This window comes from Paenibacillus nanensis (assembly GCF_003583765.1).
In the GTDB taxonomy this organism is placed as follows: domain Bacteria; phylum Bacillota; class Bacilli; order Paenibacillales; family Paenibacillaceae; genus Pristimantibacillus; species Pristimantibacillus nanensis.
Genome location: NZ_QXQA01000007.1, coordinates 204,253 through 218,737 on the forward strand (window position 1 = coordinate 204,253; position 14,485 = coordinate 218,737).

Annotated in this window: 10 protein-coding genes; 8 read left to right on the forward strand and 2 right to left on the reverse strand. The window is 53.9% G+C overall.

Annotated features, from left to right (window positions below):
- Positions 1–944 precede the first annotated feature (944 nt).
- The 3 genes from D3P08_RS13335 to D3P08_RS13345 all read left to right on the forward strand — a co-directional run bounded on the left by D3P08_RS13335 (position 945) and on the right by D3P08_RS13345 (position 4,347).
- Complete coding sequence (locus D3P08_RS13335; RefSeq protein ID WP_147381805.1) at positions 945–1,685, forward strand: YhcN/YlaJ family sporulation lipoprotein; 741 nt, start codon at positions 945–947, stop codon at positions 1,683–1,685.
- A gap of 144 nt (positions 1,686–1,829) precedes the next feature.
- Positions 1,830–3,167, forward strand: a complete 1,338-nt coding sequence (locus tag D3P08_RS13340; RefSeq protein ID WP_119600181.1) for a nucleotide sugar dehydrogenase — start codon at positions 1,830–1,832, stop codon at positions 3,165–3,167.
- On the forward strand, positions 3,154–4,347 hold the full coding sequence (locus D3P08_RS13345) for a glycosyltransferase (protein ID WP_119600182.1): 1,194 nt from the start codon (positions 3,154–3,156) through the stop codon (positions 4,345–4,347). Before D3P08_RS13340 ends, D3P08_RS13345 begins: the two co-directional genes overlap by 14 nt.
- 134 nt (positions 4,348–4,481) lie before the next feature.
- Here the strand turns inward: D3P08_RS13345 and wecB are convergent, their stop codons facing one another.
- Positions 4,482–5,558, reverse strand: coding sequence for a non-hydrolyzing UDP-N-acetylglucosamine 2-epimerase (gene wecB / locus D3P08_RS13350; RefSeq protein ID WP_119600183.1), 1,077 nt, complete (start codon positions 5,556–5,558; stop codon positions 4,482–4,484).
- A 194-nt stretch (positions 5,559–5,752) separates the two neighbouring features.
- On the opposite strand from wecB, the gene D3P08_RS13355 reads away from it, so the two are divergent.
- The 4 genes from D3P08_RS13355 to D3P08_RS13370 are packed head-to-tail and all read left to right on the forward strand — an operon-like array spanning position 5,753 to position 9,616.
- Positions 5,753–6,820, forward strand: coding sequence for a Gfo/Idh/MocA family protein (locus D3P08_RS13355; RefSeq protein ID WP_119600184.1), 1,068 nt, complete (start codon positions 5,753–5,755; stop codon positions 6,818–6,820).
- Positions 6,821–6,825: 5 nt separating this feature from the next.
- Positions 6,826–7,929 (forward strand): DegT/DnrJ/EryC1/StrS family aminotransferase, encoded by a 1,104-nt coding sequence (locus D3P08_RS13360; protein WP_119600185.1) that lies wholly within the window; start codon positions 6,826–6,828, stop codon positions 7,927–7,929.
- 11 nt (positions 7,930–7,940) lie between these two features.
- Positions 7,941–8,681 (forward strand): N-acetyltransferase, encoded by a 741-nt coding sequence (locus tag D3P08_RS13365; RefSeq protein WP_119600236.1) that lies wholly within the window; start codon positions 7,941–7,943, stop codon positions 8,679–8,681.
- Positions 8,678–9,616, forward strand: a complete 939-nt coding sequence (locus tag D3P08_RS13370) for a glycosyltransferase family protein (RefSeq protein WP_119600186.1) — start codon at positions 8,678–8,680, stop codon at positions 9,614–9,616. Before D3P08_RS13365 ends, D3P08_RS13370 begins: the two co-directional genes overlap by 4 nt.
- 55 nt (positions 9,617–9,671) lie before the next feature.
- Here the strand turns inward: D3P08_RS13370 and D3P08_RS13375 are convergent, their stop codons facing one another.
- Complete coding sequence (locus D3P08_RS13375) at positions 9,672–10,472, reverse strand: FkbM family methyltransferase (RefSeq protein ID WP_162848466.1); 801 nt, start codon at positions 10,470–10,472, stop codon at positions 9,672–9,674.
- A 200-nt stretch (positions 10,473–10,672) separates the two neighbouring features.
- On the opposite strand from D3P08_RS13375, the gene D3P08_RS13380 reads away from it, so the two are divergent.
- Positions 10,673–14,485 (forward strand): phospholipid carrier-dependent glycosyltransferase, encoded by a 3,813-nt coding sequence (locus tag D3P08_RS13380; RefSeq protein WP_119600188.1) that lies wholly within the window; start codon positions 10,673–10,675, stop codon positions 14,483–14,485.

Below are 14,485 nucleotides of genomic sequence, written 5' to 3' on the forward strand. Positions count from 1 at the left end.
TGGCATACGGCGGATGCATCATGAAGGCTTCTGGTACGATTCACATGGCGGCGTTTCCCAAGTTGACAGATCGTCTTCGTGAAGTATATGTGTGTGCGTGGGATGACGGTGAGAGAACATTCGTTTCAAGCGAATTTACTTGGAAACGGATTTGTCCATGGAGAAAGATGGCTGAGGACGGCTTGACCACCTGGATGGAAGATACGGTAAGCCAGAGAAGCGACGCGATGCATGGGGATCCGTGCCGATCTATCTATGAATATGCCGCGGCTATCCAATCAATCATTCCGAGGATCCGACTGTCATTCCGTTCATCGTCGGTACGCGCGGAAACGAAGACATCAGACATTTAAATTCAATGATATATGAGTTGACGAAACAGCTGGGAGGTTGAAGATATCGATTTTTACAGGAAGCTGAGCGATGATAATGGGGACTTAAAGTTAGAGGACGGTATAAATTTAAGCATCGAGGGGTATGTCACGGTTACGTGTACACCGTTAGATCGAAGGGTTAGCAATCGGGGCGTACGGTGGCGTGAAATCATACACCTTCTTCGCCATTCCGACGGCGCTTGTTGATCTAACGGACGATACGGGAAATCAATGCCGGGACGCCGACGTTCTCCGGCGATTTGTAACATAAATATTTTATATTATTTAGTTTCAGATTATTCATGATCTTAAGCTGTGATGTTACGGAAGTAAGCCATAAAAATGAATGAATAATTATGCATCGACTAAAAGAGGATATTATGAAAATTGGGCATGGTGATATGTTGTGATAGATTAACCAAAATTAACAAATGTGAAAACTATGCGATCTACATCAAGCCCCGTTTTATCAATAATTTTGACATCACCCAGGGCGAATAGCCCCCGATTCAAAAGCAAACCCTAAAAACGGTTCATGAATTGCATCATAAAGGAGGTAGGAACTTGTTCATGCGCAATAAATGGGCTTTGCTGTCTGCCGGCGTGCTGCTGGGAACGATGCTGACCGGCTGCGGAATGGAGAATCAGGGGGATCTCGGCAATAAAAATTTAAAAACAAACCAGGTGCGGTATGACGCCTTCGGCAATATTGCCCGGGATAAACGATTCGCGAACGATATGATGAATGAACGTAACCGAGTATCCGGCAATCAAGCTCATAATAATAATTTGGTTGGTTCTCATAAAAATTATCGATTGGAAATGAGTAGTGAAGCCGCGGACCGCATTAAAACGATTGGTCAAGTACGGGCGTCTTATGTGATGCTCGCGGACAAAAATGCTTACGTCGCCGTATCACTACATGACACGGGCAACCAAGGCAATGCGAAAATGATGAGCCGCACGAACATGGGCTTCCTCGGAAGGGACGGAGCCGCTGCCGGCAAACGGATGAGCAGCCTCTCCACCGGGGAAGAGAAGCTCAGCGAAGAGCTGAAGGCCCAAATCGCAGGCGTTGTCAAAGACATGTATCCGCAGATCGGACATATTTACATTTCGGCCAATCCCGAATTCGTCGGCCGGATGAATGCCTATATGAATGACGCGGTGCTTGGTTATCCGGTTCAAAATTATGTCATGGAGTTTAACGCGATGGTTGAGAGGGTATTTCCCGCAGCCAAAACGAATTATGCGGGCGATGGCATTATTCAATCCACGACAACGCATCGAAGACATCGTCTATTCGAATAGTATTTCAGGCCAAGGGCTGATCTCTTTAGGAGGTCAGCCCTTTCCTGTGCCGGGGACAATTCGTCCATTCCATAAGGGGCAACTCGTCATATAGTATTCTAGCTTTTTCAAAAATTGGCTGGAAAGAAGGCGAGATATTTTCTCATGACCGAACAGTTGCAAAAAGACGCGAATGAGTATAAGACAGTGGCCGTCCTAGGGCTTGGATATGTCGGCCTTCCGCTCGCGTTGCTGCTCGTCAGCAAGGGGTTTCGCGTCCTTGGAATCGATCCTGACGGTTCCAAGATAGAAATGCTTCACCGGGGCATAAGCTATAACCATGAAATCGAGCATGATAAAATCAAGGAAGCGATCGGGTCGGACCGATTCCTCCCTACAAGCCAGCATAGCGCGATCAAGGCCGCGGATTCCATAATCATCTGCGTACCGACACCGCTTACGGACTATGGGACTCCTGATCTCAGTTATTTGACGGCAGCCGCGTCCCAGGTTGCGGAGCAGCTCAAAGAAGGACAACTTGTTGTGCTCGAAAGCTCGACCTATCCCGGTACAACGCGCGAGGTCCTTCTGCCGCTTCTCGAAAGATCGGGCTTAAAAGTGGGAAAACAATTTTATGTCGCCTATTCGCCCGAACGCGTCGATCCCGGAAATCAGAAGTATCCGCTTGAGCTCATTCCTAAGATCGTCAGCGGCGTTACCCCTGAGTGTCTGGAGCGGATTTCCCAGTTATATGGCGAGGTCTTCCCCCAAATTCACCCCGTCTCATCGACGGACACGGCGGAAATGTCAAAAATATTGGAGAATGCCCATCGGCTGGTTAACATTTCGTTCATTAACGAAATCGCGATGATCTGCGATAAGCTGGGCTTGGATGTATGGGAAGTGATCGATGCGGCCGCGACGAAGCCGTTTGGTTTTACCCCCTATTATCCCGGTCCCGGTATCGGCGGGCATTGCATTCCGGTAGACCCCTCTTATCTGCTATGGAAAGTGAAGCAATACGGGATGAACGCTGAATTTATCGGCTTATCCAACGCGGTAAACCATAAAATGCCGCTCTATGTTGCCCAGCAGGTACGACATGCGCTTCTTCCAAAATCGCTGTCAAGCGCCAGCATTCTCATTTACGGAGCAGCCTATAAGCGGGATATCGCCGACTATCGGGAATCGGCTTCCATCGATATTATAAGGCTGCTTCGGCTGGAAGGCGCAAACGTCTATTATCATGATCCTTACATTCCCAAGCTGAAGCTCGGAGATTCCTTGCTGTACAGCTCGGAGCTTACGCCGGAGCTGCTTGCAAGCATGGATGCCGTCGTCATCGCGACCGATCATAGCGGCATACCGCTCACGATGTTGACCGAGCATGCGCGGCTGATCTACGACACGAGGAACGTGCTCCGCCATCAGCCTGCCGGCAGCGGAAAAGCGAAAATCGTAAGGCTCGGCGCAGGTGGAGCTGGAGACTATGAAAATATGTAAGCTGATCCGGCGGCACTCCTTCCTGGACGTACGAGTGTTTCAGAAGGAGGCGCGCAGTTTGGCGGCGTTAGGCCATGAAGTTGTCGTGATGGCGCCAAGATTCGACGGCAGACTTCTGGATGTGAACCGGTCGCCTCTGCGCAATACGGAGTTCAAGCCCGAAGCTTTTATGCATCATGGCGTTCATGTGGTGACCTACCGGGCCCGAATCGCGCCCCCCAATCCGAAAGCTATGCTGCAGGATATTTATGGCGGAACGCTTCATTATCGACTGGATGCGCTAATGGATAAGGCGATCGGAATTGGCGCCGATGTCTATCACGCGCATGAGCCGGAAACGTTATACGAGGCCGTTCAGGCCAAACGGGCGCTGCGGAAGCAGGGGAAAGACGTGAAGGTCGTGTTCGACGCGCATGAACTGGAAGCCGACACCTCACTTCTGCGGGCGCTCATGCAGGAGACGGACCGGCTGATCACCGTGTCCGACAGCATCGCGTCCATCTATGCGAGCCGTTACCCGCAGGTGCCGGTCACCCTAATCTATAACTCGCCAAGGCTTGGCGCTGACCCTTCGAAAGAAGCCGCGCCCCCTCCGTTTTCCGCGGAACGCCCTTTTACAATCGGCTATGAGGGCCAGATTACGAGGGAGAAGGGCAATCCCTATAGAATGCTGGATATTTTGAATAAAATGACGGATGCGGGGCTGCATGTCCGCTTCAAAATATTGGGGAAAATTATGATCACCGTAAACTCGGAGCGGATGAATCTCGAAAGGCAATTTAAAGCCGATCCTCGAATTGAGTACGGATGGGCTTCTTATGACAGCTTAGGCGAGCAATGGAACGACGTCGACGCCGGCTTCATCTATTTCAAGCTGAACACCCCCAACCGGAAGTACGCGCTGCCGAACAAATTATTCAGCCTGATGAACAGCGGCGTTCCGATTGTCGTCAATGACGCGCCGGCTATGGGTGCGGTTATTAACAAGGCGGAGTGCGGGATCGTCATTCCGAATCCATTGCCTTCGGCTGACGCGTACGCGGAGCAATTCGCGAAGCTGTATCACGACCGGGAGCTTCTTGCTGCGATGGGCCGCCGCGCGAGGGCGGTTATGCAGGAAGAATATGGATGGGAACGGATGGAAGAGCGGCTTAAGACGTTATATGAGGGGCTAAGTTGAAGATGTAATGGCAGTGCTCAGGATCGGTCCTGGCTCTGCCATTTTTTTTCGGGGAAAGTACGGGAGAAACGGCTATGTAAGAGAGTCATCCCTGAGCCCCTTATATCGGACGGTCGGGATGACTGACTTCCTGCTTACAAGCTTTCCGCGAATGTCTCGATATGCTCGCACATGCTATCCGCGGAACGCCCGTCTCCGAATATCGGAGGATGGCGGTCAGGGACGCCAATGGACGCGTAAGCCTCAAGAATGGAGCGGTCATCCGCTGCGGCAAGGCGGTTCCAGCCGTGCTTCACGGTCTCTACCCATTCCGTCTCGCCCCGTATCGTCAAGCAGGGAACCTTGAGCATATATGCCTCCTTTTGAAGGCCTCCGGAGTCGGTTAACACAACAGCCGCGCTGCCTGTCAGGTTCAGCATGTCCAAGTAGGGGAGCGGCTCCGTTACTTTCAGATTCGGAGCATGCAAGAGCGGCTCCAGCCCCCACTGCTGAATGAAATGCCGCGCCCGCGGATGCAAAGGCAGCACCACAGGCAAGTCCAGCTGCGCCAACGCTTTCAGAATCTGCTCCATCGCTTTCGGCGAATCCGTGTTTTCCTTGCGGTGGATCGTGGCCGCGCAATAGGCGCGCGGAGACAAGCCGAGCCGTTCAAGGACGCGGGATTTCTCCTGCGCGACAGGGAAATAAGTGAGAACGGCATCATACATAATATCGCCGACCTTATGCACGCCTCTTTCAATGCCTTCGCGCTTTAAGTTCGTTACCGCTTCGTCAGTCGGACAAAACAGCAGCGAGGACAGATGATCTGCCATAATACGGTTAATCTCCTCCGGCATTTGCCGGTTAAAGCTGCGCAACCCCGCCTCGACATGGACGATCGGGATGGAAAGCTTGGCTGCGGCGAGAGCGCCGGCCAACGTGGAATTGGTATCGCCGTACACAAGCGCGAGCGTTGGCTTCTCCCCTAGCAGAACCGCTTCAATGCCCTCCAGCATTTTGGCGGTCTGAACGCCATGAGAGCCGGAACCGGCGCCAAGATGGTAATCCGGCTTCGGCAGCTCCAGCTCCTCGAAAAAAACCTCCGATAACAGCGGATCGTAATGCTGGCCCGTATGAACGAGTATTTCGCGATGATGCTTCCGCAGCGCCTTGCTTAGGGGCGCCGCCTTGACGAACTGAGGACGGGCGCCGACGACTGTAACGATTTTCAAACCATCATCTTCTCCTTTCCCTATCTAGTAGCGTATTCCGGTCCGGGGCGGATTGAACGCTCCATTCGACCAGCAATCCGTCCATTTTGTCTCGGAGTCTCGCATTCGTCCATAGCAATCTAGAGATTTGCACATATATTGAAGAGCAGACGGTGCGTCGAAGCTGATAGACCAGATAGGATAGGAGGCATGTTATGAATGCTGTTCGAGTCGCGATAATCGGATGCGGGAAAATCGCAGAGAAGCATATTGCCTCTTTGACAGAGCTTGGAGGCGAAGCGGCGTTAGCCGGATTGTACGACCTGAACGCGGAGCGGCTAAAAAGCTTTACGGAATCCGTACGCAAGACGGCGTTTCCGGACGTCGCCGGGTTCGCTTCGGTAGAAGAGCTGCTTGCGCATTCAGGTGCCGACTTGGTCGTCGTCGCCTCCAGCAGCGACTCCCACGCGTCACTTGCGCTGCAAGCGCTGCGCGCGGGTAAGCATGTGCTGGCGGAGAAGCCGCTCGCTCTGTCGATGGAGGAAGCGAGGGAAGTCATCGACGAGGCGGCGGGCAGAGGATTGGTGGCAGCCGTCTCGTTTCAGGCGAGGTATTTGCCCCAGATGCTGGCGGTTAAGCAAGCGGCGGAGCAAGGAAGGTTCGGCGCGATCGGGCATGGCGTCGTGTCGATGCGCTGGAGGAGGCCGCTGGACTACTATAAGGAAAGTCCTTGGCGGGAGTCCTGGAGCAAAGGCGGCGGGCTGTTCATGAATCAATGCATTCATTATATTGATTTGCTGCAGTGGATTTTGGGCCCGGTTCGTTCGGTCTATGCGCGCGCGTCAGCGTCCGGGCAGGACATTGGCGTCGAAAATACAGGCGCGGCGGTGTTAACGTTCAAAAACGGAGCGATCGGCATGATCGAAGCTTCGACCCATGTGTATCCGAGCTCGCTCGGCACCTCGTTAGGCGTGTTCGGGGAGAGGGGCTCCGTGCTGCTTGGAGGAGCTTTGCTGGACGACATTTCGGTTTGGAAATTCGAAGCCTCATCGGAGGCGGATCGAGAAATCCCTCAGCCTCAGGCGGGCGGCATTTCCCATACGCCGTTGTACCGTGATTTAATAAGCGCCATTCGTACGGGAAGCGTTCCGCTCACGGCGGCAGAATCCTCGCTTGCGACGCATGAAATCGTGCTGGCCCTATACCGGTCAATCGCAAGCGGGAAAACCGTGGAGCTGCCTCTGCAGACATTTTCTATGAGCAAGATGGCTTGGATGGAGTGACGAATATGAATATCCCATTAATTGATTTGCACGCGCAATACGGCGAGCTGAAGCAGGAAATCGGGAAAGCGATGGAACGGGTGCTGGAAAGCGGCGTCTATATTGGCGGTCCGGAGGTTGAAGCGCTGGAGAAGGAGATCGCGGCGCTAACCGGCGCCCGATTCGCAATTTCCGTCGCCAACGGAACCGATGCTTTAACGCTGGCGCTCGAAGCCGCCGGAATTGGCTCGGGAGACGAAGTTATTACGACGGCGTTTACGTTCTTCGCCACAGCGGAAGCGATCGTCCGCTGCGGGGCGGTGCCCGTGTTCGCCGACATCGATCCGGACACCTTCAATTTGAACCCGGACGAGGTGGAAGCGAAGGTAACGGCGCGGACGAAAGCGATATTGCCGGTTCATATATTTGGCCAGCCCGCCGATATGGACGCGCTCCAGCTGATCGCCGAAAGACATAATCTGCTCATTATCGAAGACGCTTGCCAGGCGATCGGCGCGTCCTACAAAGGACGGCCCGTCGGCTCCATCGGCGATGTGGGCTGCATCTCGTTTTTTCCGACCAAAAATTTAGGCGGATACGGCGACGGCGGCATCGTCGTGACGAACAATGAAGAGCTGGCGGACCGAATCCGGCTGCTGTGCCATCATGGCAGCAGGCGGAAGTATTACCATGAAGCGGTCGGCTACAACAGCAGGCTGGATGCCCTTCAGGCGGCCATGCTCCGGGTCAAGCTTACAAAGCTGACGGAATGGAACGACAGGCGCCGGGCGGCGGCGGCCTATTACGATGAACAGCTGCGCGGACTGCCGCTTGCTCCTCCCGCCGTCTCCGGCGACGTCCGTCATGTCTATCATTTGTATGTCACGCTGAGCAAGGACCGGAATCGGCTGGCGCTGGAGCTTAAGCGCCACGGCATTTCGACCGGGCATTATTATCCGTGTCCGCTGCACCTGCAGCAAGCGCTCAGCAATTTGGGCTACAAACGGGGCGATCTGAAGGTTACGGAGCTTGCATGCAGCCGTTCCTTTGCCTTGCCGATGTCGCCGCATCTTACGAGGGAGCAGCAGGACTATATCGTCGACAAACTGAGACGGTACGCGAAAGGTTGAGAGCCATGAGCATGGAAGAAAAAATCAGCATCGGGCAGCATACGGTGATCGGCAGCGGCGTAACGATTGGCGAAGGAGCCGTGATCGGGAATCACGTCGTGATTTATGACGGAACGATCATCGGCAAATTCGCGCGAATCCATGACCGCGCCGTCATCGGCAAGCTTCCGATGAAGGCGGTCAATTCGGCGGCCACGATCGCGGGCAGCTCTCTTCCCCCGGCGGAGATCGGGGAAGGCGCCATCATTGGAACAGGCGCTGTCATTTACCGCGGCGCGCGTCTTGGCAAGCATGTATTCGCGGCGGATCTGGCGACGATTCGGGAGCGGGTGGAAATCGGGGATAAGACGATCGTCGGCCGCGGCGCCGCGATTGAAAACGACTGCAGCATAGGCGCGAACTGCAAGCTCGAAACGAACAGCTATATTTGCGCGTTCTCGATGCTGGAGGACGATGTGTTTATCGCACCTTGCGTTGTGACGAGCAACGACAATTATATGGCCCGGACGGAAGCGCGTTTCGGCGCGTTCAAAGGCGTAACGGTGAGGAGAGGCGGAAGAATTGGAGCGAACGCGGTTATTTTGCCGGGCAGGGTTATCGAGCCCGACGGCGTTGTGGCCGCCGGCAGCGTCGTAACACGAGACGTGCCGCCGCGAACGATTGTAGCGGGCAACCCCGCGCGCAAGCTGCGCGATGTTCCGCCCGAGCAGTGGCTGGAGAATCAAATGCGGCGCGGGGGAGGGGAAGGATGAACGGACGGCTTAAGGTGCTCATTTTGACCAAAAAATTCGCCGACAAGATGCCGAAGCATCAGCATAAGTACGATATGATAACGGCGATCGAAGCGGAAGCCGACGTCCGGTACTGGCATCAAGACGGGCATATTGATGATATTCTCGGCGCGCTCGACTTTACGCCGGATTTCATTTTTCATTATGATATCGAGTGGCATCACGCGTTCGCTCCCAAAATTTCAGGGCTTCCTTCCGTCTCGATCCCGACCGGCTGTTACGTGCTGGACGTTCATTACGCGCCGCAAATCCGCAAAGCATATTTCAACAAAACTGGAAAGCCCGATTTAATTTTTTCGGCCAGCAAATATCCGTTCCTCAAAGCGTTTCCCGACTGCGAGTCGCGTTTTGTGTGGCTGCCATTCGGCATCAACCCTGAGATTATTAAAGATTACGGGCTGCCGAAAAAATACCGGTATTCGCTGGCCGGATTGCTCGATCCGAGATATCCCTTCCGGCAAGAGGCGCTGAATCAGATGAAAGGGGAGGAAGGCTTCGTCCATTTCTCGCATCCCGGACATACGACGCCGCAAAGACCGGGCTTGTTCATTAATGAGAAATACGCATCCGCGCTTAACCAATCGATGATGTCGTTCACCTGCGGAAGCAAGCTGCAAATTCCGGTCGCCAAGTTTTTTGAACTGCCGGGCTGCCGTACGCTGATGCTGGCGGAGAGCAACCGGGACATCGAGGAGCTGGGGTTCCGGGACGGGGTAAATTTTGTCGCGTGCACGAAGGACAATTTGAAAGCTAAGGCGCTGCACTACGCGAATGAAGCGGAGGAGCGGGAAGCAATCACACAGGCCGGCTATGCGTTTATTCATCAGCAGCATACGAATGAGGTGCGGGCGAAGCAATTCGTCGATACGGTCAAAAGGTATATCGCCTCGAAATAAAAAGCTGTTCTTTCATGGCGCGTCGCGCTGTGAAAGAACAGCTTCTATGTTGTATTCATCTTTTCAGCCTGTTTAAGGTGTCGGCGCTCTTCACTAGAAGCAGGTCGTTGCAGGAAGGGTCCTCCGCGAAATAGGCGTTGGCCTGCTCGAGGTAGGGAGCCTTTATTTCTGTCAGCTTGCCGGCATGGCCAATCGCGTAAAGGCGGAAGCGCTCGCCGAGAAATTGCAGATACGCTCCGATATCCACTCCTTTATCCTTCAGATAGCTCATATTGAACTCTATGCAGCCGGCCGCTTCCCTGCATTCCTCAAGCAGTCTGCTCATGCCGCGCAGCACCTGCCATTCATAGCCTTCAACGTCGAGCTTGAACAGCAAGGTTTTGTCTTGCGCTTCGCTGCTGCCGATTAAGCTGTCGACGGTCACGCTTGGAACTTTCACTTCTTCAAACGCTTTATCTCCTAAATGATAAGCGGAGGAGTCGCCGGAACGGGCCGTGTCGATGTAAAAGGTAACCGAATCGCGGTTTTGGTCGGAAGCGATCGCATGGACATACCGGAATTGCTTGCTGTTCGGATGCTCCCTCAAGGAGCGGAGCAAGTATGGGCGCAGCGAATCGTTTGCGTCAATGACCGTGATGGGCGCATGCGCGGGGTACACGGCGGATAAGACGATTTCGCCATAGTTGACGCCGGCGTCGATTACGAGATCCGGCTTCAGTCTGGAGGCAAGCGCCCTCCATATATACACGACCCGCGGCTGCGATCGGCCTTTATACTTGATCAGGCTTGCGCCCTTCAAATCGGCGGCATTCACATATAGCGAATGTTTGGTGCCTAAAATTGTTATTTTGTGCATGTCATATTTCCCTCCAATAAGGTGCCAAGCAGCATGATAAATCATTGTATGGCTTGTTCGGAAACGCCGTAACGGCCGAACCAGCGGAATTTTTTGTAAAGAACGTTGACCGCCATAGAGGCATTAGATAAATTGGAGGTAAGTTTGTGTTATCATAGGGAAGTACTTATTAATGGATAAAGAAGGGAACGTTGATAAAGATGGGCAAAGGCTTTCCCCGTATATTCGTCATGCTGCTCCTGCTCTTCTTGCTTCTGCCGGGCATGAAAGGTTATGCAGCCGGCAATCTCCTCGTAAACGGAAATTTCGAGGAATCCGAGAACGGAATGCCAAGCGGCTGGACGATCGAAGCTTGGGTGAAGGACGAGGGGGTAACGGATTACGGCGTAGACCGGGAAGTCGCTTATTCCGGGGAACAGTCAGCGGTTATACATAGCGCGAGCGACAACCATGCCAGACTCGTGCAGGAAATTCAGGTTAAGCCGAATATGACGTACCGGTTCTCCGGTTACGTGAAGACGGAAGGGCTGAAAGAGAGCGCATCAGGCGCGCATTTGTACATAGACGGCTCAGCGCTTTATTACCCTCAGTTCCATGATACGAACGGCGAGTGGGCGTATTTGGAGTTTTACGGCAAAACGGGCGCTGGTCAGAAGAAAATTTTGTTTGGAGCTAGTCTTGGAGGCTATGGCAGCGTTAATTCGGGACAGGCATGGTTCGATGATTTATCGGTTGAAGAAGTGTCCGCCGCGCCGGAAGGCGTAGAGGTGTTTTCGCTTGAACCGACCAGCGTCGGAGGCTCCGCTGAAGCCGAAGAGCCGGTAAAGGTATCGATTCTAAGCACGCTTATTTACGCTGCTATATTTTCTCTGCTCTATGCGTTCGCGCATGCGAAGCTGTTCCGTGACCGCGGCTGGCTGGAGCGCCCGGGAAGAAGAGGGGCGGCGCTGCTTGCGGTCAGCTTTGCGGCCGCGCTTGCTTTACGAGTCTATATCGCGGCCGGTCACGGCGGATATGAGAATGATGTGGCCTTGTTTATTTTTTGGTCCGATCAAGTCGTCCGCGAAGGCATAGCCGGATTTTATCACTCCGGGATCTTCGTTGATTACCCGCCGGGATATATTTATGTCTTATTTGTGCTTGGTCACTTGAAGGATTGGTTCGGGATCGTCTCCGGCTCCTCCGCGGAGCTGCTGCTTTACAAGCTGCCGGCGATCGCTGCCGACTTAGGCGCGGCGGCTGTGCTGTACAGGGCCGCCCGCAACAAGCTTGGGGCGCCCGTCGCGATTGGCCTTGCGCTGCTGTGGCTGTTCAATCCTGCCGCGATCTTGGATTCGGCGGCTTGGGGTCAAGTCGATGCGGTGTTCGCGCTGACGCTGGTCCTTGCGGTTAGCGGCATGGCGGAGAAGCGCTTCGGCAGAGCATCCGTCTGGTATGCGGTCGCAGCGTTAATTAAGCCGCAGGCGTTCATCTTTATGCCGGTGCTGCTCATCGCGCTGTTGGTCAGCAGGAAGTGGAAGGATCTCGCGGTAAGCGCGTACTACGGCTTCGCGACGTTTATTTTGCTGGCTCTGCCTTATTTCTGGGGAAGCGGCGGCTTAAAGGGACTATACGAGCTGTATAAAGGAACGTTATCCTCTTATCCGTACGCGACGCTTAACGCCTTTAACGTCTACGCGCTGAACGGGGCTAACTGGAAGCCGCTGACGGATAAGTGGCTGTTTTTGAGCTACGGGCAATGGGGCAATTTGTTCATCCTCGTTGCGGTTGCGCTTGCCGTCTTAATCGGTCTTAGGGGCAGAAAGCGGGAGCCTGCCGACCGTTCCTTCTTTATTGCGATGATCTTGATCTCGGTCGTTTTCCTGTTCGTAACCAAAATGCACGAACGGTATATGTTTCCGATTCTGCTGTTAAGCCTGTTCGCCTTCCTTCAATCGTTGGACCGCAGGCTGCTGCATTTGTTCTATGGATTTACGATTACGAACTTCGTCAATATGAGCTATGTGCTCGCCTTCAGCAAAACGACGACGGATGTGCCGGAGGACGGTATCGTCCTGCTTGGTTCCATCATTAATATCGCTTTGTTCCTCTATATGCTGTATGTCGGGCATGACCGATACGTTAACGGGCGTTTGCTCGCGCTCGAGCCGCTTCAAGAGGGAGATAAGCGAAGGATAGATGAGCAGACGCTGTCCGGCTTTAAGGCGGAGCATCCCGAAACGGAAGGAGACAAGGGGAAACATAAGCTCCGGCGCAAGGACTGGATCTGGATGGGAAGCTTGACGGCCGTTTACGCCATCGTCGCGCTCGTCAATCTCGGCTCGATGAAAGCTCCGGATACCGTGTGGCAGCCGGCGCAATCAGGCCAAAGCTTCTATATCGATCTCGGCGAAGTGAAGACGCTGGACCGGGTCACCAGCTTCGGCGGCGTCGGCACGGGGAAGTATAAGCTGGAGTTTGCGGCGGAGCCGGGCCAGTGGGGCAATGCGCTTGAGGTGGACAGCAACCACGTTGCCGTATTTGCTTGGTCGGTTCATCCGGCTGCGCTCGACGCGAGATATATCAAGCTTACGGCAACGCAGACGGGCTTCTCGATCCACGAAATGGCGGTATTCGAAGCGGGCAGCAAAGAGCCGCTGCCTATAGAGGCTGTGAATAACGAAGAAGCGGGCGAGCCTAAGCGCGGAGCCGTGTCGAACCTGTTCGACGAGCAGGAGCTAGCCCAGTACGAGCATAGCTTTATGAAGGGCAGCTATTTCGATGAAATTTATCATGCGCGTACGGCTTATGAGCATATCGAAGGCATCGTAGCCTATGAAAATACGCATCCGCCGCTTGGCAAGCTGATCATTGCGATCGGCATTAAGCTTTTTGGCTTAAGCCCCTTCGGCTGGCGCGTATCCGGCGCGGTTCTAGGCATTTTGATGGTGCCGATCATTTATATGACCGCGAGAAGACTGTTCGGACGGACGGCTTACGCCGCGCTTGCCGCGGGACTTCTGGCTGTCGACTTTATGCATTTTACGCAGACGCGAATCTCTACGATCGATGTGTATGGCGTATTTTTCATTATGCTGATGTTCCATTTCATGAACAAGTATGTGTCGCTCAGCTTCTATAAGACGAAGCTGCTTGCAACGCTGCTGCCGCTTGGCCTAGCCGGTCTGTTTTTTGGCCTTGGCGTCGCGTCGAAATGGATCGTGCTTTACGGCGGGGCGGGGCTGGCCGTGATGCTGGGCATTTCCTTATGGGACCGGTATAAAGAATATGCGGCTGCGAAGCGGATGCTAAGGCGGTCTGACGGCTTGGAGCCGTTCGACGCCGCCGCGTTGGCGAGGATGACAAAGGTTTTTCCTCGGTATACGATCGCGACGCTGGCTTCATGTTTACTCTTTTACATCGTCGTCCCTGGCGCCATTTACGCCTTATCTAACATTCCGGTGCTGAGGGTCATGGAAGGCGGCTACACGTTCAAGGCGCTAGTCGATTATCAGGTGCATATGTACGAGTACCACAGCAATCTGGTCTCCTCGCATCCCTTCTCGTCTTCCTGGTGGGAGTGGCCATTCATGAAGCGGCCGGTCTGGTATTATTCCGGGGACGGCTTGGTTGGCGGGCTGAAGTCCACCATCGTGGCGATGGGCAACCCGATCATTTGGTGGCTCGGCATCTTCATGATGCTGGCAACGATTTGGCTCAGCGTCAAACGAAGAGATAAGCACGTCTATATGGTATGGATCGCGTTCCTTGCGCAATATGTGCCATGGATGCTCGTGCCGCGCGAGACTTTCCTGTATCATTATTTTGCGATGGTGCCTTTCCTTATCTTAAGCATCGTCTATGTTTTCAAAGCGATCGAAGAGAAATATCCGCAGTATGTTAAGATTCGGATTGTCTTCGCGGCCGCGGCCGCGGCGATGTTCGTCTTGTTTTATCCGGCGTTATCCGGTCTGACCGTGCCGAAGTGGTATGTCGATGTGCTGCTTCGCTGGTTCCCGAGCTGGGTGTTCTAA